We start from the raw sequence: 16,816 nt of genomic DNA, 5'->3' as shown, positions 1-16,816 counted from the left end.
TTTCACCCCTTGACGGCGCCCTGCATGACACCGGCGACGATCTGCCGCCCGAGTACGAGGAACACGATGAGCACCGGAACCGTCGCGAGCGTGGTTCCGGCGAGGACGAGCGAGTAGTCGACGTAGTAGCCGCTCTGCAGCTTCTCCAGTGCGACCTGGAGGGTCGGGTTGTCGGCGTTGAGCACGACCAGCGGCCACAGGAAGTCGTTCCAGGACTGCATGAACGTGAACACGCCGAGCATCGCGGCGGCCGGCCGGGCGGCGGGCAGCGCGACGTGCCAGAACGCACGCCACAGGCTGCAGCCGTCCATCCGCGCCGCCTCGACGAGCTCGTCCGGAATGGCGTCGAGCAGGTACTGGCGCATCCAGAACACGCCGAACGCGGTGACGAGGTTCGGCACGATCACGGCTTCGAGTTCGCCGGCCCAGCCGAACTCGGCCATCGCCATGTACAGCGGGATGATCCCGAGCTGGGTCGGCACTGCCAACGTTGCCACGACGAACAGGAACAGCACGCCCCGGCCGCGGAACTTCAGCTTGGCGAAGGCGAACCCGGCCAGCGTCGACAGCAGCACCACCGAGAACGTCACGGTGCCGGACACGAGGAAGCTGTTGCCCAGGGCCTTCCAGAACGGGATCGTGTCGAACACGCGCGTGGCGTTGGTCCAGAAGTTGCCGCCGGGGATCAGCGTGAAGTCCCCTGTCAGCACCGAGTTGTCCCGGCTGGCCACCAGGAACGACCAGTAGAACGGGAACGCGGAGCCGAGCACGAACGCGCCGAGGATCCCGTAGATCGCGAAGGACGGTCGTTTCATCATCGGACGGCCCTCCTGGTGATGAAGAAGTTGAGGCCCGCCACGGCGATCACGATCATGAACAGCACCCACGCGATGGCGGAGGCGTAGCCGAGGTCGAGGCCCTGGAACGCGGACTGGTACAGGTAGAGCACGACGGTCTGGTACTGGTGCTCGGTGCCGCCGCCGCTACCGCCCGAGGGCTCGAACAACTTCGGCTCGGTGAAGATCTGCAGACCGCCGATGGTCGAGGTGACGACCACGAAGATCAGCGTCGGCTTCAGCAACGGGAGCGTGATGCTGAAGAACCGCCGCAGCGCGCTCGCGCCGTCCACCAGCGCGGCCTCGTAGACGTCACGGGGGATCGCCTGCATCGCGGCGAGGACGATCAGCGCGTTGTAGCCGGTCCACCGCCAGTTGACCATCGACGCGATGGCGACATGACTGCCGAACGTGCTGGCCTGCCAGTCGATCGGGCCGATGCCGAGCAGCGTGAGCACGTCGTTCACCAGGCCGTACTGCGGGCCGAACAGGTTGCCGAAGATGATCGTCAACGCGACCAGCGAGGCGACGTAGGGCAGCAGCACGCCCATCCGCCACCCGGTGCGGGCCCGCAGGTTCGCGTTCAGCAACGCTGCCAGGGCCACGGCGACGACGATCTGCGGGCCGCTGGAGAGCACGAAGATGCTGAAGGTGTTGAACAGCGCGTTCCAGAACTGGTCGTCCTCGAACAGCGTCCGGTAGTTCTCCAGACCGATGAACAGCGGCTCGTCGGCGCCGACCTCCCAGTCGAACAGGGAGACGTAGGCCGTGTAGAGCAACGGGAACAGCCCGATGGCCCCGAAGAGCACGAAGAACGGTGCGACGAAGAGGTACGGCGACGCCTTCGTGTCCAGATTGGACAGCCGGTACCGCCGCGGAGGCCGCGGGCGAGTCTCCTGCGCTCGCCCGCGGTCAACCTTGGAGAGAGTGGCCGTCACTACTTGGCCGCCTTCTTCGCGCCTTCGACGGCGGTCGTCCAGGCCTCGTCGGCGTTCTTGCCCTGCTCGACCGACTGCAGCGCCGGGCTGAACACCGTCTCCTGGATCTGGCCGTCGGCCGGACCCTTGTACTGCGCTGCCTTGATCTTCTTGGCCTGCGTGGCGAACAGCGCGCCGGCCTTCACGTCACCGAAGTAGGCGTTGGTCTGCTCCAGCAGTTCCGGAGCGTCGAGCGCCTTCGTCTGGCTCGGGAACGTGCCCTTGGCCTTGAACGCCTTGATCTGCTGTTCCGGAGCGGTCAGCCAGGCGGCGAGCTCGGCGGCCTTCTTCGCGTTCTTGCTCTGCTTCGGCACGGTCAGGTACGAGCCGCCCCAGTTGCCGCCACCGTTCGGGAACGCGTCGGTGACCGCCCACTGGCCCTTGTTCTCCGGGCCGGCCTGCGACTCGACCACGCCGAGCATCCACGACGGGCAGGTCTTGGTGGCGAACTTGCCGAGCTTGAAGCCGGTGTTCCACTCGTTGCTGAACGCGGCGAGCCGGGCCGACTGCCCCTTGCCGACGGCGGCGGTCACCGTGGTCCAGTTGGCCTTGATGGCGGCGTTGGTGTCGACGACCAGCTTGTCGGACTTGTCGTAGTAGCCCGTCTCGAGCTGGTTGTGCATCGCGTTGTAGACCTGTGCGGCGCTGTCGAACCAGGCGACACCCGGAACCTTGGCGATGAACTGGTCACCGGCGGCGAAGTAGCTGTCCCAGGTGGCGAAGAGCGCCTTGACGCCCTCGGGGTCGGACGGCAGACCGGCCTTGTCGAACAGGTCCTTGCGGTAGCACATGGCCAGCGGGCCGATGTCGGTCCCGTAGCCCATGAGCTTGCCGTCCTTGGTGGTGACCGCCTCGGTCTTCCACTTCAGCCAGCGGTCGTCCTCGACCTTCGGGCCGATCTCCTTGAGATCGTTGAACTGCCCGGCCTTCGACATGAACTGGCTGAGGTAGCCCTCTTCGACGCCCTCGATGTCCGCGAGGCCGGATCCCGCACCCAGCTTGGTGAACAGGTTCTGGTGGTGCGGCTGACCCTGGCCGGTCTTGCGCTGGGTGATCTTGACGTCCGGGTGGGCCGCCTCGTACTCCTTGAACAGGTCTTCGTAGCCGAACTCGTTGAACGTCGCGATCGTGAGTTCGGTGTTTCCGTCTGAGGACTGGCTGGCCCCACCTGATCCGCACGCGGTGGTGGCGGCGGCGGACACGGCGGCACAGATCAGCACGCTGATCCAACGGTGTCGCACGGGAGAACTCCTCTGGTCTCGGCGGCGGTTCTGGGAGCGCTCCCAGATGCAGGGGAGTGTCGTACTGGCTTCGAACGTGTGTCAAGACACACTTCGGCCCACACCAGGCGTTTTCGACGTCACTCGACCGGGTGACCTCGTCATTCATGACTCAGGTCACGGTTGGGAAACCTGGGAGCGTTCCCGGAAATATGTCCGAAGGGTTAACACTGCGTGCTGAGCCCGGCACGCAAAGCGTCAGAGCCCGCGCCGAAGTCCGGTCCGCGACAGCCGGGTTCGGGGCGGCATCCGGAGGTACCGGTGTGCGGGCCGTCCGGCCGCATCTGCGGCAACCACCGCAAGCGCGACTCTCCGCGCACCGGACTTCAGCGGGCTTCAAGCGCTCGCGCGAAACACCAGAGAAGTCGGCAGCAAGAGCGACGGCGGAAGGCCGTCCTCGCCGGCCAGCTCGCCCAGCAGCCGCCACGTCATCGTGCGGCCGAGCTGCTCGACGTCCTGCCGGACGGTGGTGAGCGGGGGAGTGGCGGTGGACGCGAGCAGCGAGTCGTCGAACCCGACGACCGCCACGTCCTCCGGGACGCGCTTGCCGCGTGCGTGCAGCACCTGCAGCACGCCCAGGGCGATGATGTCGGCGGCGACGAACACCGCGTCGACGTCGGGTGCGCGGTCGAGCAGGTCGCTCATCGCGCGAGCGCCGCTCTCCGGCGTGAAGTCGGCCTCCGCGACGAGGTCGGCGGGCAGCCTCGCCTCGCCGAGCCCGCGCCGCCAGCCGCTGAGCCGGTCGAGGCCCGCCGCCATGTCGCGCGGGCCCGCGACGGTCGCGATCCTGGTGCGTCCCAGTGAGACCAGGTGCCGCACCGCGTCCAGGCCGCCGGTGAAGTTGTCCGAGTCGACGAACGGGACCGAGCCGGAGCCCAGGGGGCGTCCGCCCGCGACGACCGGCAGGCCGATCTCCTGCAGCCGGCGCGGCAGCGGGTCGTCGCCGTGCAGGCTCACCAGCAACGCGCCGTCGACGTGGCCGCTCGCCAGGTAGCCGAGGAGGTCGTCGTGGTCCTCCGGCTGGCTGAGCATGAGCAGCAGCTGGATCTGCCGCCCGGTCAGTTCGGCGTGCACCCCGCGCAGCACCCCGGCGAAGAACGGGTCGCCGAGAACCCGGCCACTCTGCTCGGAGACGATCAGCGCGATGGCGTTCGCCTTGCTGCCCGCGAGGGAGCGGGCGGCCTGGTTCGGGCTGTACTTCAGGTGGGTGATCGCCGTGTGCACGGCGTCACGGGCCCTGGCACTCACGTACGGCTCGTCGTTGATCACCCTGGAGACCGTGGACTTGGACACCCCGGCCAGTCGGGCGACCTCCTCGATCCGGGGGCCGGGCCGTCGTTGCCGGTCGATCTCCGTCATGACGTTCATCGTAGAGGCCTGTGAGAGCGCGTTCATGGCACGACGCTGTGTCATGAACGCGGCTGGGGTCGGAGCGGGACGCCTGCCGCGCAGAACGTCCCGCCCCGAAGTCGTCAGGGCTCGGCACCCCACGCGAGGGCGCCACTGGTGTGGGCGGTCACCCTGTCGAAGTCGGTGAGAGCACTGCTGATCCGGTAGCTGTGGTCGTCGGACTGGACGAAAGTGGACCAATCGGACTTCGCGATCCTCACCTGTATCTCGCCCGTGCTCGCGCCCGCGGCGAGGCTGCCGGAGGTGAAGGACACCTCCAGGTACGCGTCGGCTCCCGCACGTGCGGTCGTGAGCTTGACCACCCGCACCTGGACGCCGGCGCACCCGATCTGCGCCCAGTCGCACCAGGTCTGGTACGTCGCTGCCGGCGCCTCGCCGGTGAACCAGTACCTGATCGTCGTGGTGGCCAGGCTGACCGGTGAGGTGCCCCGGTTCGTCAGCTGGAGCGTGGCGCCGATCTGGTTCGACGTGGCCGCGCCGGATCCCTTGTGCTGCACCGAGAGCGTGCTCGCGGTGCCGGGGAGCGTGCGCGTGGCGACCGAGGTGCCGGCCGCGGAGACGTTGCCCGCCGCGTCTCTTGCGCGCACGGAGAACGAGTACGGCGTGTCCGGAGTCAGCCCGGTGACCTGCAGGCTGGTCGTGGTCGTCGTGCCGACGACCGTGGTTCCGTTGAGCACGTCGTATCCGGCGACTCCGACGTTGTCGGTCGACGCCGTCCAGCTCAGCGTGACGCCGGTGGCGGTGGCGCCGGAGGCGGTCAGTCCACCCGGGACCGACGGTGCCTCGCTGTCCTCGACCACGCCGCCGGGTTCGTTGCCCCACAGCGTCCTGCCGTCCTGGCGCAGCACGATCCTGTCGGTCTGGGCGACGGTGTTGCCGCTGCCCAGACCGGCGTGGGACCAGTCGTTGGCCGGGTCCCACGTGCCGGTGCTGGCGATGCGGAACTGGACCTCCTTGCGGAACGCGGACTGCCCGGCCGGAGCCACGCCGGGGCACGGGATCTCCACGTAGTACACCGCGCCGCGGTACTGCGCCGGCGCACTCGGTGTGCCGCACTGGTTGTAGTTCGTGGTGACGGTGATCTGGCTCGGTGTGGTGGCGCCGTCGAGCGTGAAGTAGTAGCGCAGCGTGCCGTTGAACGTCCGCGCGGGCCACGCGCTCTTGTTGAGCACGAACGCCTTGATCTCGGTGAACTGCGCGGCGCTCTGGTTCACCGACGCCTGGACGGTGAGCTCGGGGCCGTCCGGCGTCTCGGCCACCGGGAAGTTCGAGAGCGGGGTGCCGCCGAACTCCCCGTACAGGCGGGCGAGCGCACCGGTGAAACCGGCGTTGTAGTCGAGCGCGACCTCGTTCATGACGTAGTCGCTGCGGCTGTCGGTGTAGGCGTCGTTGTTGGTGCTGGGACCGCCGACCAACGCGCCGTAGAGCACGTGCCTGCTGGTCGTCGGTTCCTGGATGCTGTCGGCCCACGAACCGTGCGCGGTGCGGTGGTGCGGGTTGCGCGGCGGGTTGGTGCCGAAGCCGATGACGTAGCTGGAGTTGCGCGGGTTGTCGCCGAGGGCGTAGTTGACCTGCCGCACGCCGAAGTCGTGGTAGGTCCTCGCTCTAGCGCTGTCGCGAGTGGACAGCCAGTCGGAGTAGGTCAGGGCGGCGAACGCGGTGTTGGCGGCGTAGCGCAGCGATCCCCAGCTGTCGAGCACCGCCTGGCCGCCGGGGGAGTAGCGCACGCGGTTGCCGTTGTAGCCGGTGGTCCAGAAGTCCAGCCAGCGGTTGGCGTCGGTGATGTACGTCTGCTCGCCGGTGAGCTTGGCCATCAGGACGTAGGCGCCGTAGGACTTGTCGTCCCACGCGATGGTCCACTTGTAGGAGCGTTCGGAGCTCTGCGGTTCGGTGCCGAGCTTCTGGTACTCCGTCTTCGCCTTGGTCAGGTAGCTCGCGTCACCGGTGGCGCGGTGCAGCCAGATCGCACCCCAGACGAGCTCGTCCTGGTAGCCGCTCCAGGAGTTGTAGTAGTTCGCGGCGTCCGTGATGCACGAGCTGTACTTGCCGCGATAGGTGTCCGCGAAGCTGTAGAGCTGCTTGGCGTGCGTGAGCAGAGTCGCCGCGTAGGTGGGGTCGGTGTCCTTGAAGACCATCGACGCCGACGCCATCGCCGCCGCGTACTCGCCCGCGAGGTCGGAGCCGGGACACGAACTGTCCACTTTGTACGACGGTCGGGCCATCGGCATGACCTCCGCCGATCCCCACCAGGCGTGGTCGGGGTTGCCCGCGCCGACCTGCCCGTAGACGACGTTCGGGGACGGGTGCGCCTTGATGATCCAGTCCGTGCCGTGCCTCAGGTTCGCCAGGAGGTGCGGCAGCTGGCCGGAACCGGCGTAGGCGGCCCGGTTCTCCATGGCTCCCCAGGCGAGCATCGACACGCTGAACGCGAAGGGCAGCCCGAACTTGACGTGGTCGCCGGCGTCGTAGAAGCCGCCCGACAGATCGAGTCCGACGTCGGAGCCGTCGCGCAGGGCCGAGTCCGCACGCCAGCTCACGCGGTTGCTCGCGGGCAATGCCCCCGACCGCTGGGCGTCGTAGAACCAGACCGACTTCTGCAACGCCTCCGCGTAGTTGAACGCGGGTGCGGCGGCCGATGGTGGCGCCAGTGGGCCGACCATCCCCGCGAGCAGCGCGACGAGGACGGCTGCCACAGCTCTCGACATGCGACGGTGCACGTCAGCCTCCGATGACAGGGGTACGGACTGTGTCTGGGAGCGCTCCCAGGTTTCGGACTGTAACGGTCATGAAAGCGCTCCGACAGGGGTCCGTACTCGTTCGACGGCACATCGACCACAGTTCGACGGCTCACTTTTCGAGCGTGTTGATGCTGGTTACAGTCCGGCTCCGAACTGGGAACGCTCCCAGGCCGTGGAGGTGGGTGGCATGACCGGAAGGCGCATCGTCGCGCTTACGGCGGCGTTCGTGTCGGTGGCCGCGAGCATCGGCCTGGCGGTCGTGGCTCCCGCCGCGGCCGCGCAGGGCTGCAAGGTGGACTACGCGGTACCGAGCCAGTGGCAGGGCGGGTTCACCGCGAACGTGTCCGTGACCAACGTCGGCGACCGGGTCGACGGCTGGCGGCTGACCTGGACGTGGCCGTCCGGCCAGCAGGTGACGCAGGCCTGGAACGCGACCGTCACGTCGTCAGGCAGCCAGGTCACGGCCGCGGATGCGGGCTACAACAAGGTGATCGAGCCGAACGCCAAGGTCTCGTTCGGCTTCAACGGCAGCTGGTCGGGCGCCAACACCGCCCCGGCGTCGTTCGCTCTCAACGGGGTCACCTGCACCGGAAGTCCCGGCACGCCCACGACGACGACCACGACCACGACCACGACCACCACCACGGGAAATCCCGTGCCGGGCGACGCGATGGCGCAGGTGGCGGCGATGCAACCGGGGTGGAACCTCGGCAACTCGCTGGACGCGACCGGGAGCGACGAGACGTCCTGGGGCAACCCGCGCGTCACGGAAGCCTTGCTGGACAACGTGAAGGCGCAGGGCTTCAAGAGCATTCGCATCCCTGTCACGTGGGGCCAGCACCAGGCGTCCGACCACACGATCGAGGCGGCGTACCTGAGTCGTGTCAAGGAGGTCGTCGGCTGGGCGCTGGCCGACGACCTCCAGGTGATGATCAACATCCACCACGACTCGTGGCAGTGGATCTCGGCCATGCCGTCCAACAGGACCGGCGTGCTCAGCCGTTACAACGCGATCTGGACGCAGCTGGCAGCCGCTTTCAAGGACTCGCCGGGAAAGCTCGTGTTCGAGAGCGTGAACGAGCCTCAGTTCACCGGCAGTTCGGGTGACGCCCAGAGCGCTCAGCTGTTGCACGAGCTGAACTCGTCGTTCCGCGACATCGTGCGGCGGTCCGGTGGCAACAACGCGAGCCGTCTCCTGGTACTGCCCACCCTGCACACGTCGTCCGACCAGGCGCGGCTCGACGAGCTGGCGACGTCGATCAGCGGGTTCAACGACCCCAACCTGATCGCGACCTTCCACTACTACGGCTACTGGCCGTTCAGCGTGAACGTCGCCGGCGGCACGCGCTACGACGCGACCGCGCAGAAGGACCTCACCGACTCGTTCGACCGCGTCTACAACACCTTCGTCGCACGCGGCGTCCCGGTGATCCTCGGCGAGTACGGCCTGCTCGGATTCGACCGGCACACCGGCACGATCGAACAGGGCGAGAAGCTGAAGTTCTTCGAGCACCTCGGCTACTACGCGCGCACCAAGAAGATCACGACCATGCTGTGGGACAACGGCCAGCACCTGGGCCGCACCTCGTTCCAGTGGAGCGATCCCGAGCTGATCGCGCAGATCAGGTCGAGCTGGGTCACCCGTTCCGGCACGGCGTCGAGCGACCAGGTGTTCAGCGCCCGGTCGAGTGCCGTCACCGCCAAGACGATCACGTTGAACACCAACGGAACCACGTTCACCGGCCTGCGCCAGGGCACGACGGAACTGGTGCGCGGCACCGACTACACGATCGCGGGCGACCAGCTCACGCTGACCGCGGCGGCGATGACCCGGCTGAGCGGATCACGGAGCTACGGCACGAACGCCGTCCTCACGGCGAGTTTCTCGGCGGGCGTGCCGTGGCGGATCAACCTGATCACCCACGACGTTCCGGTGCTGTCCGCCGCGACCGGCACGACCGCCGCGTTCTCGATCCCGACCACCTTCCGCGGCGACCTGCTCGCCACGATGGAGGCGAAGTACGCGGACGGGTCGAACGCCGGCCCGCACAACTGGACTTCCTTCAAGGAGTTCGACCGGGCGTTCGCGCCGAACTACACCACCGGTGCCACGACGCTCACGCCGGAGTTCTTCGCCGAGGTCAACGACAACGCGCGGGTGACGCTGACGTTCCACTACTGGAGTGGCGCCACCGTCACCTACTACGTCACCAGGTCGGGCGGTGCGGTCACGGGGAGCCTGTGACCTTCAGGCCGCGCCGCAGCGCCTCGATCTCGTCGGCGAACATCCGGGCTGAGATCTCAGCGCTCGCCACCATCGACGAACCGTGGAACGTGCCGGGGTAGAGGTGCAGCTCGACCGGCACGCCGGCGTGTGCGAGGCGGCGCGCGTATTCGACACCCTCGTCGCGCAACGGGTCGAACTGGCACGTCGACACGAACGTCGGCGGCAGGCCGCGGAGGTCTGCCGCCCTGGCGGGAGCGGCGTAGGGCGAGACGTCGTCCCCTCCCGGTTCGGTGCCGAGGTAGGCCGTCCAGCTGTAGACGGCGTTGGGGCGGTTCCAGATCGGGGTGTCGACGTAGTCGGTCATGGACTCGGTGCCGAGCCGATCGTCGAGCTCGGGGATGCCGAGGAACTGGAAGCACAGCTCGGGGCCGCCACGGTCGCGTGCCATCAGCACGGTGCCGGCGGTGAGGCCGCCACCCGCGCTCTCGCCGCCGATGCCGAGTCGTGCGGGGTCGATGCCCAGCTCGCCCGCCTTCTCGGCGGTCCACTTCAGCGCCGCGTAGCAGTCCTCGACCGGAGCGGGGAAGGGGTGCTCGGGCGCGAGCCGGTAGTCCACCGACACGATGACGATGCCCAGTTCGTCGGCCAGGCGCAGGACATGGGCGTGGAACGTGTCGAGGTCGCCGAGGACGAACCCGCCGCCGTGGACGTAGACGAGTCCTGGCACCAGGCCCTGGCGGTTCGCCGGGCTGTAGACGCGCACGGGCACGTCCGGGGCGTCGGACGGGCCGGGCACCGTGAGGTCCCGGATGTCGATCGGGTTCGCCGGTTCGTAGGCCGGCATGAGATCGCTCAGTTGTGACTGCTGGCCGCGCGCCGCCTGCAGTGCTTCGTAGTCGGGCAGGGCCACCAACGGCAGCATGTCGAGCCAAGGCAGCAGTTCGGGATCGACGTTGTAGCTCATGCACTGATCCTCAGGGGTGGGACGACGGCGTGGACAGCCGACACGTGGCGGGAGATTCGGGCACCCGGCCAGCCACCTGTCGGGGCTATGGTGACGTGATGCGAGGCCTGCTGCTGAGGTTGTCCGGGCTGGACGCCGACGCCGAGAGCGCGGTGAGGGTGATCGGGTTCTTCGATCGCCTGATCACCGAGCGCGCGGGCCTGGACGCGTTGGTGCGCAGCACGTCCGAACTGGCCGGGTGCCCGGTCGGGCTGAGCGCGCCAGGACAGGGCCTGGCGCTGCGGGCCGACGCCGGTGGTGCCGTCACGGCGGGACCGGTGCCCGCGCGCGCCGCCGTCCGTGCTCTCGAAGGCGGCGTGCAGGTGTGGGTGGCGCGCGAGGGCACGCCCGCCCCGTTGGACGACATGTTGCTGGAACGGTTCGCGATCGCCGCCGCCGTGCTGCTGGAGCACTCCAGCGTGCCGCTGCCGGAGCTGGGCGATCCGGCGTTGGTGGAACTGGTGTTGTCCGAAAGCGTTGGCACAGCGGAACGATCCCGCGCCCTGCACCTGCTCGGCATCGCCGCCACGGCACCGTTGCGCGTGCTGGCGGCGAACGGAGACGTGCCGGGCCGGTCGGTGCTGCTGGGCAACGTGCGGGCGGTGCTGAGCACCGAGGTCCCTGACATGGACGGGCGTCTCGGCGTCGGGCCGCTGCTGCCCGCGATCGAGGCGGCGCGGTCCTGGCACGCCGCGCGGACGGCGTTGCGGTACACGTCGGACAGCGAACCGGTGGTGTGGTGGGAAAGGCTCGGCGGGCTGGCACTTCTCGCCGAACAGCTCGATTCCGCCGACATCGCGGCGCTGCCGGACGTGCGCGCGCTCGACCGGCTGGCCGCGGAGCCGGGCATGATCACGATGTTGGACGCGTTGTGCGCCACCGGTTCGGTCCGCAAGGCCGCTGCGGTGCTGCACCGGCACCACAGCACGATGACCGTCCGACTCGCCCGAGCCGAGTCGGTGCTCGGGTTCGAACTCGACTCGGCCGGCCGGTTCCGGCTCCACCTGGCGTTGATGTTGCGGCGCCTGCGGGACACGCCCTAGGTCCCCGCCGCACGGCGGAACCTCGTCGCGAGGCGGTCGAACGCCGCCGCGAGTTCGTCTCCGTCGATCACCTCGACGTCGAGGTCGAGCTGGGCCATCCACAGCGCGACCCGGTCCGGGTCGTCGGAACCCACCTCGACCCGGCACGTGGACTCGTCGACCGCCTCGATGCCGACCGGGATCTGGATCTTCGCGGCGACCTTGGCGGCGGGCGCGTGCACGAGTACCAGGGCGCGGTACCTCGAGGCCCCCTTGCTGACGCGTCCGAGGACGTACTCGACGGCATCGTCCTCCGGGACCACCCGCGGCCGGAACCGCGCACCCGTCGGTGCGTGCGCGACCATGCGGTCGACGCGGAAGACCCGCCAGTCGTCACGGTCGAGATCCCACGCGAGCAGGTACCAGAGCGCTCCCCAGCTCACCAGCCGTTGTGGTTCGGTGTGGCGCGGCTCTTCCTCAGCCCCAGGCTTCGTGTACCCGAACCGGAGCCGTTCGTGGCCGCGGATCGCGGCGGCGACCGCGCCGAGCACCGAGACGTCGAGCGGCGGGCCGGCCCCTGGAACAACGCTCGTCGCCTCGCGCACCGCCTCCACACGCCGACGCAGCCGCGAGGGCAGCACCTGCTCCAGCTTCGCGAGCGCGGTCAGCGACGTCTCCTCGACCCCGAGCCGCTGGGTCGCGACCGCACCCAGTCCGACCGCGACGGCGACGGCCTCGTCGTCGTCGAGCAGCAGCGGGGGCATCGCCGTCCCGGCGGCCAGCCGATAGCCGCCCGCGACGCCAGGGCGTGCCTGCACGGGATAACCGAGCGACCGCAGCTTGCCGACGTCGGCGCGCACGGTCCTCGTGCTGACGTCGAGCCGGCCGGCGAGTTCGGTGCTCGTCCAGTCGCGCTTGAGCTGCAGCAACGACAGCAGTTCGAGCAGACGGGCCGAGGTCTCCAGCATGTTCTCGATCATTCCAGCAATTGCGGAAGCCAACCTGCCGCATTACCTGAAAACGTCAGTGCCATGAACGAGAACAACGCACTCACGCCGTTCCGCGTCGACATCCCGCAGGCGGACGTCGACGACCTGCGCGACCGGCTGGCACGCACGCGCTGGCCGATCCCCGTACCGGGCCGCGACGATCGCAGCGACTTCAGCCGCGGCATCCCGCCGGTGTACCTGAAGGAGCTCGCCGAGTACTGGCGCGACGGATTCGACTGGCGTGCGCAGGAGGCGAAGCTCAACGAGCACGACCAGTTCACGACGGTCGTCGACGGCCAGACGTTCCACGTCGTCCACGTTCGATCGGCGAACCCGGAGGCCACCCCGCTGGTCCTGAACCACGGCTGGCCCGGATTGTTCGTCGACTACCAGCGCCTCGTCCCGCTGCTGACCGACGAGTTCCACGTGGTCATCCCGGCCCTGCCCGGTTTCGGGTTCTCCACCCCGCTGTCGGGGACCGGCTGGGAGCTGGCGCGGACGACGGAGGCCTACGCCGAGATCATGACGCGTCTGGGCTACGAGAGGTTCGGGGCCCACGGCACCGATGTCGGCTCGGGCACCACCGGCCGGCTGGCGGCGATCCACCCCGAACGCGTCATCGGCACGCACATCGGCGTCGACCCCCGGCTGCTCGGGTTTCTCGGCGACAAGTTCCCCTTCCCCGACGGCCTGTCCGACGACGAGATCGCCCAGATCGAGGCTGTGCGCGCCGAGGACGCGGCCGATCGCGGGTATCTGCTGATGCAGGACCACCGTCCCGACACGATCGGCGCGGCGCTCACCGACTCGCCGGTCGGCCAGCTCGCGTGGATCGCGGAGAAGTTCAGGACCAGGACCGGCGGCGGCTACCGGACGCCGGACGAGACGGTCGACCGCGACCAGCTCCTCACGAACGTCAGCCTGTACTGGTTCACCCGCAGCGGCGCGTCGAGCGCGCAGTTCTACTACGAGTCGGAGCACTCCGGACTCGACCTGGTCTTGGCCGCCGGCGTGCCGTCGGGATGGGCCGTGTTCGACACCCACCCGCTCGTGCGGCGCGCGATGGACCCGTGGAAGGCGATCGGCCACTGGAGCGAGTTCGCCGAGGGCGGTCACTTCCCCGCGATGGAGGAGCCGAAGCTGCTCGCGGACGACATCCGCACCTTCTTCCGCGGTGTTTCCTAACCGCTGACGGGCGCCCGCCACAGACCCACCAGGGCGTCCACCAGGCCCGTCGCGGTGTCGTGCCAGCTGGCGCGCGGGGTCGGGGTGTCGTCGGCCAGGGCGCGCTCGCGTTCGGCGATCATGTGCACCAGCAGCTGGCGGGCCATGTCGTGGCGTTCGGCGCGCACGTCGTCCGGCAGGTCGGCCAGGCACGCGTTCAGGCCGGCCAGGATGCGCACCTGCGACGGTGACGAGCGCGTCTCCTCGATGATGATCGGCCGCAGCGTCGGGTCGGTCATGACCTGCGCGCCGAAGCGGGCGAACCAGGTGGGGCTGCCGACCGCGTCCAGGTGCTCGGTGACCGGGCGGACGAGGCAGCTGAGCCAGTCCCGGATGCCGGGGGAGTCGCCGAGCTCGGAGACCATGCGCTGCCGGATCTCCTCGACCTGCGCCAGGTGCTTGCGGGCGATGGCCCGGACGAGGTCGGCCTTGGTGCCGAAGTGGTAGCCGACGGCCGTGTTGTTGCCCTGGCCCGCCGCCTCGCTGACCTGGCGGTTCGACACCGCCAGCACGCCGTGCTCGGCGAACAGGCGCTCCGCGGCGGTCAGGATCAGCTCACGGGTGGCGTGCGCCCGTTCGGCCCTCGTCGGGTTGTCGACCTTGCTCATCACGTCACCATCTTCCACCGGGAGCTGCTCCGGACATCGCGGACATCCTTCGCGCGGGCCGTTCAAGATGCCCGCCCACTCCAGATTAAGTCAAGTGACTGACTTAGACTCGGTGACGTGCTCCTCGAAGAAACGCCTCCGGTGACCCGTCCGAACGTCGTCGTGGCAGTCCTCGCACTGGGCGGCATCACGGTCGCGCTGATGCAGACCCTGGTCATCCCGCTTCTGCCGAGGTTCCCGGCACTGCTGAACTCGTCGCCGGGCGACACCACCTGGGTGATCACGGCGACGCTGCTGGCCGGCGCAGTCGCGACCCCCGTCGTCGGCCGGCTCGGTGACATGTACGGCAAGCGCCGCATGCTCCTCGTCAGCCTGATCCTGCTGGTCGCCGGCTCGGTGATCGCCGCGCTGAGCTACTCGCTGGTGCCGCTCGTCATCGGACGCGTGGTGCAGGGGCTGGCGGTGGGTGTCATCCCGCTCGGCATCAGCATCATGCGGGACGAACTGCCGGTGGAACGGCTGGCAGGGGCGACCGCGCTGATGAGCGCCTCGCTCGGCGTCGGCGGTGCGCTCGGCCTGCCTGCGGCGGCGATCCTGGTCGAGCAGACCGACTGGCACATGCTGTTCTGGACGTCGGCGGGCGTGGGCACCCTGGTGCTGGCCGCGGTGCTGGTCTGCGTGCCCGAGTCACCGGTCCGCAGCGGCGGGCGGTTCGACGTCCTCGGCGCGGCAGGCCTGTCGGTCGCGCTGGTCTGCCTGCTGCTCGGGGTGTCGAAGGCGTCCCTGTGGAGCGGCGGCACGGTCACGGGCCTGTTCGTCGTGGCGGCGGCCGTGCTCGGGCTGTGGGGCTGGTGGGAGCTGCGGTCACCGCGGCCGCTGGTCGACCTGCGCACCACGGCCCGGCGTCAGGTGCTGCTGACCAACATCTCGTCGCTGGTGTTCGCGTTCGCCATGTTCGCGCAGTCCCTGGTGCTGCCGCAGGTGTTGCAGCTGCCGGTCTCCACTGGCCACGGCCTCGGGCAGTCGCTGCTGGTCACGGGCCTGGTGCTGGTGCCGTCCGGACTGGTCATGATGGCGACGTCACCGATCGCCGCGCGGATCTCGAACGCGCGGGGCCCGCGCACCACGCTGATCCTCGGCACGCTCGTGGTCGCTTTCGGTTACGGCGCGGGGATCTTCATGCTGACCGCGGTGTGGCAGCTCGTCATCATCTCGGCCGTGATCGGTGCCGGCATCGGCCTGGGCTACGGCGCCATGCCCGCCCTGATCATGGGTGCCGTGCCGACGTCGGAGACCGCCGCCGCCAACAGCCTCAACGCGTTGATGCGCGCGATCGGCACGTCGGTGTCGAGCGCGGTGGCGGGTGTGGTGCTCACGCAGGTGGGCCCGCCGTTCAGCTTCCAGCTCATCCTGGGCCTGGGCGCCGCGACCGCGCTGCTGGCAGTCGTGGTCGCGGCGTTCATCCCCTCGGCACGTCCGGTGAGGCAGGTCAGCTGAAGAACCGGACGATCTCGCCCGTGACGAAGTCCGGCTGCTCCTCGGCGAGCCAGTGGCCGGACCCGTCGACGCGCACGACCTCGAACTGGTTCGCGACGTTCGGCAGCGCCCCGAGGAACTGGTCGTAGGACGAGATCGAGGCCAGGCCCAGCACCGGCGGCACGAGCTTGGCGTACGTCCTGCCGTCCGCGATGTCCTGGTGGAACGCCTGGTACCAGCCGTTGCTGGCGCGGATGGCGTCCGCCGAGTTGTAGTTCTGCGCGTAGATCCGCCGCGAGCGTTCGTCGATGGCGGACGGCGTGAACGCGGTGTTCGCGAACAGCCAGTCGATCAGGTATCGGAACCGCCCGGCCAGCAGCTGCTCCGGCAGCCCCATGACCTGGTTGAACGCGAACCACCACACGCTGAACACGCCGGGCGGGGGCAGCAGCGGGATCTGGTAGAAGCTCTCGTCGGGGTGCAGCACGTCCATGAACGCGACCTTCTTCGTCGCGTTGGGGAAGTTGGCCGCGAACGAGAACGCGACCATGCTGCCCAGGTCGTGCCCGACGACGTTGACCTTGTCGTACCCGAGCTTCTTGACGAGCTCGCGCAGGTCCGTCGCCATCGTCTTCTTGTCGTACCCGCCGGCCGGCTTGTCCGAGCCGCCCTGCCCGCGCATGTCGACCGCGATGACCCGGAACCTCGCGGCGAGCGCGGGCAGGATCTTGTTGTACAGCCACCAGGTCTGCGGCCATCCCGCCAGCAGCACGAGCGGCTCGCCCTTGCCGCCCGTGACGTAGTGCAGGCGCACCCCGTTGACCTGCGCGTAGTTGTGCTTGAAACCGGGGAGGTCCGGCTCGGCGACCTTCCTCTCGGCGTCCGCACCGGCGGTCCCGGCTCCCGCGGCGAGCGCGGCGCCCGCACCCAGCGCGAACACTCTGCGCCTGTTCAGCTCCATGTCCCTTGCCCCCATCCGTTGCTCGGCGCGGACATCCGAACAAGCGGCGCTCGAGCACGACTGGA

General features: G+C 69.0%; 13 protein-coding genes. 4 read left to right on the top strand and 9 right to left on the bottom strand.

All coding sequences use genetic code 11. The features are described 5' to 3' along the window. Positions 1-2 precede the first annotated feature (2 nt). From ACIRG5_RS02950 to ACIRG5_RS02930, 5 genes are all read right to left on the bottom strand, one after another. A complete protein-coding gene (locus tag ACIRG5_RS02950; RefSeq protein WP_402899199.1) occupies positions 3-818 on the bottom strand; it encodes a carbohydrate ABC transporter permease in 816 nt (271 codons plus the stop codon). After that, entirely contained in the window at positions 815-1,774 is a 960-nt protein-coding gene (locus ACIRG5_RS02945) for a carbohydrate ABC transporter permease (protein ID WP_402899196.1), read from the bottom strand. The genes ACIRG5_RS02950 and ACIRG5_RS02945 overlap by 4 nt, the downstream gene beginning before the upstream one ends. Further along, on the bottom strand, positions 1,774-3,054 hold the full coding sequence (locus tag ACIRG5_RS02940; RefSeq protein ID WP_402899194.1) for an extracellular solute-binding protein: 1,281 nt from the start codon (positions 3,052-3,054) through the stop codon (positions 1,774-1,776). The genes ACIRG5_RS02945 and ACIRG5_RS02940 overlap by 1 nt, the downstream gene beginning before the upstream one ends. Before the next feature lie 375 nt (positions 3,055-3,429). Next, positions 3,430-4,452 (bottom strand): LacI family DNA-binding transcriptional regulator, encoded by a 1,023-nt coding sequence (locus ACIRG5_RS02935; RefSeq protein ID WP_402899191.1) that lies wholly within the window; start codon positions 4,450-4,452, stop codon positions 3,430-3,432. Between the two features lie 113 nt (positions 4,453-4,565). Beyond that, positions 4,566-7,208 carry a glycoside hydrolase family 9 protein gene (locus ACIRG5_RS02930; RefSeq protein ID WP_402899188.1) on the bottom strand — a complete coding sequence of 881 codons (2,643 nt, stop codon included), beginning with the start codon at positions 7,206-7,208 and terminating at the stop codon, positions 4,566-4,568. A 220-nt stretch (positions 7,209-7,428) separates the two neighbouring features. Between ACIRG5_RS02930 and ACIRG5_RS02925 the strand changes: the two genes are divergently transcribed. Then, positions 7,429-9,486: a cellulase family glycosylhydrolase gene (locus tag ACIRG5_RS02925; RefSeq protein ID WP_402899185.1), complete on the top strand. Its 2,058-nt coding sequence runs from the start codon at positions 7,429-7,431 to the stop codon at positions 9,484-9,486. Here ACIRG5_RS02925 and ACIRG5_RS02920 read toward each other — a convergent pair. Beyond that, entirely contained in the window at positions 9,470-10,432 is a 963-nt protein-coding gene (locus ACIRG5_RS02920; RefSeq protein ID WP_402899182.1) for an alpha/beta hydrolase, read from the bottom strand. The genes ACIRG5_RS02925 and ACIRG5_RS02920 overlap by 17 nt on opposite strands. 98 nt (positions 10,433-10,530) lie before the next feature. Between ACIRG5_RS02920 and ACIRG5_RS02915 the strand changes: the two genes are divergently transcribed. After that, a complete protein-coding gene (locus ACIRG5_RS02915) occupies positions 10,531-11,514 on the top strand; it encodes a helix-turn-helix domain-containing protein (RefSeq protein ID WP_402899179.1) in 984 nt (327 codons plus the stop codon). On the opposite strand, the gene ACIRG5_RS02910 is transcribed toward ACIRG5_RS02915, so the two are convergent. Then, entirely contained in the window at positions 11,511-12,461 is a 951-nt protein-coding gene (locus ACIRG5_RS02910; RefSeq protein WP_402900871.1) for a helix-turn-helix transcriptional regulator, read from the bottom strand. The two genes, ACIRG5_RS02915 and ACIRG5_RS02910, sit on opposite strands and share 4 nt — an antisense overlap. Positions 12,462-12,524: 63 nt before the next feature. On the opposite strand from ACIRG5_RS02910, the gene ACIRG5_RS02905 reads away from it, so the two are divergent. Next, positions 12,525-13,667: an epoxide hydrolase family protein gene (locus ACIRG5_RS02905; protein WP_402899176.1), complete on the top strand. Its 1,143-nt coding sequence runs from the start codon at positions 12,525-12,527 to the stop codon at positions 13,665-13,667. Here ACIRG5_RS02905 and ACIRG5_RS02900 read toward each other — a convergent pair. Beyond that, positions 13,664-14,314, bottom strand: a complete 651-nt coding sequence (locus tag ACIRG5_RS02900; protein ID WP_402899173.1) for a TetR/AcrR family transcriptional regulator — start codon at positions 14,312-14,314, stop codon at positions 13,664-13,666. The genes ACIRG5_RS02905 and ACIRG5_RS02900 overlap by 4 nt on opposite strands. A gap of 117 nt (positions 14,315-14,431) precedes the next feature. Between ACIRG5_RS02900 and ACIRG5_RS02895 the strand changes: the two genes are divergently transcribed. Continuing rightward, entirely contained in the window at positions 14,432-15,811 is a 1,380-nt protein-coding gene (locus ACIRG5_RS02895; protein ID WP_402899171.1) for an MFS transporter, read from the top strand. On the opposite strand, the gene ACIRG5_RS02890 is transcribed toward ACIRG5_RS02895, so the two are convergent. Then, complete coding sequence (locus ACIRG5_RS02890; protein ID WP_402899168.1) at positions 15,804-16,751, bottom strand: alpha/beta fold hydrolase; 948 nt, start codon at positions 16,749-16,751, stop codon at positions 15,804-15,806. The two genes, ACIRG5_RS02895 and ACIRG5_RS02890, sit on opposite strands and share 8 nt — an antisense overlap. Positions 16,752-16,816 lie beyond the last annotated feature (65 nt).

Origin of the sequence: Lentzea sp. NPDC102401, from assembly GCF_044765805.1 — a bacterium.
Classification (GTDB): domain Bacteria; phylum Actinomycetota; class Actinomycetes; order Mycobacteriales; family Pseudonocardiaceae; genus Lentzea; species Lentzea sokolovensis.
This window is presented reverse-complemented; position numbering and strand designations above follow the sequence as displayed.

Excerpts from the sequence above, each read along its gene's own strand:
- ACIRG5_RS02950 (WP_402899199.1), bottom strand. The coding sequence starts at position 818 with ATGATGAAACGACCGTCCTTCGCGATCTACGGGATCCTCGGCGCGTTC.
- ACIRG5_RS02935 (WP_402899191.1), bottom strand. The coding sequence starts at position 4,452 with ATGACGGAGATCGACCGGCAACGACGGCCCGGCCCCCGGATCGAGGAG.
- ACIRG5_RS02930 (WP_402899188.1), bottom strand. The coding sequence starts at position 7,208 with ATGTCGAGAGCTGTGGCAGCCGTCCTCGTCGCGCTGCTCGCGGGGATG.
- ACIRG5_RS02925 (WP_402899185.1), top strand. The coding sequence starts at position 7,429 with ATGACCGGAAGGCGCATCGTCGCGCTTACGGCGGCGTTCGTGTCGGTG.
- ACIRG5_RS02920 (WP_402899182.1), bottom strand. The coding sequence starts at position 10,432 with ATGAGCTACAACGTCGATCCCGAACTGCTGCCTTGGCTCGACATGCTG.
- ACIRG5_RS02915 (WP_402899179.1), top strand. The coding sequence starts at position 10,531 with ATGCGAGGCCTGCTGCTGAGGTTGTCCGGGCTGGACGCCGACGCCGAG.
- ACIRG5_RS02910 (WP_402900871.1), bottom strand. The coding sequence starts at position 12,461 with ATGCTGGAGACCTCGGCCCGTCTGCTCGAACTGCTGTCGTTGCTGCAG.
- ACIRG5_RS02905 (WP_402899176.1), top strand. The coding sequence starts at position 12,525 with ATGAACGAGAACAACGCACTCACGCCGTTCCGCGTCGACATCCCGCAG.
- ACIRG5_RS02900 (WP_402899173.1), bottom strand. The coding sequence starts at position 14,314 with ATGAGCAAGGTCGACAACCCGACGAGGGCCGAACGGGCGCACGCCACC.
- ACIRG5_RS02890 (WP_402899168.1), bottom strand. The coding sequence starts at position 16,751 with ATGGAGCTGAACAGGCGCAGAGTGTTCGCGCTGGGTGCGGGCGCCGCG.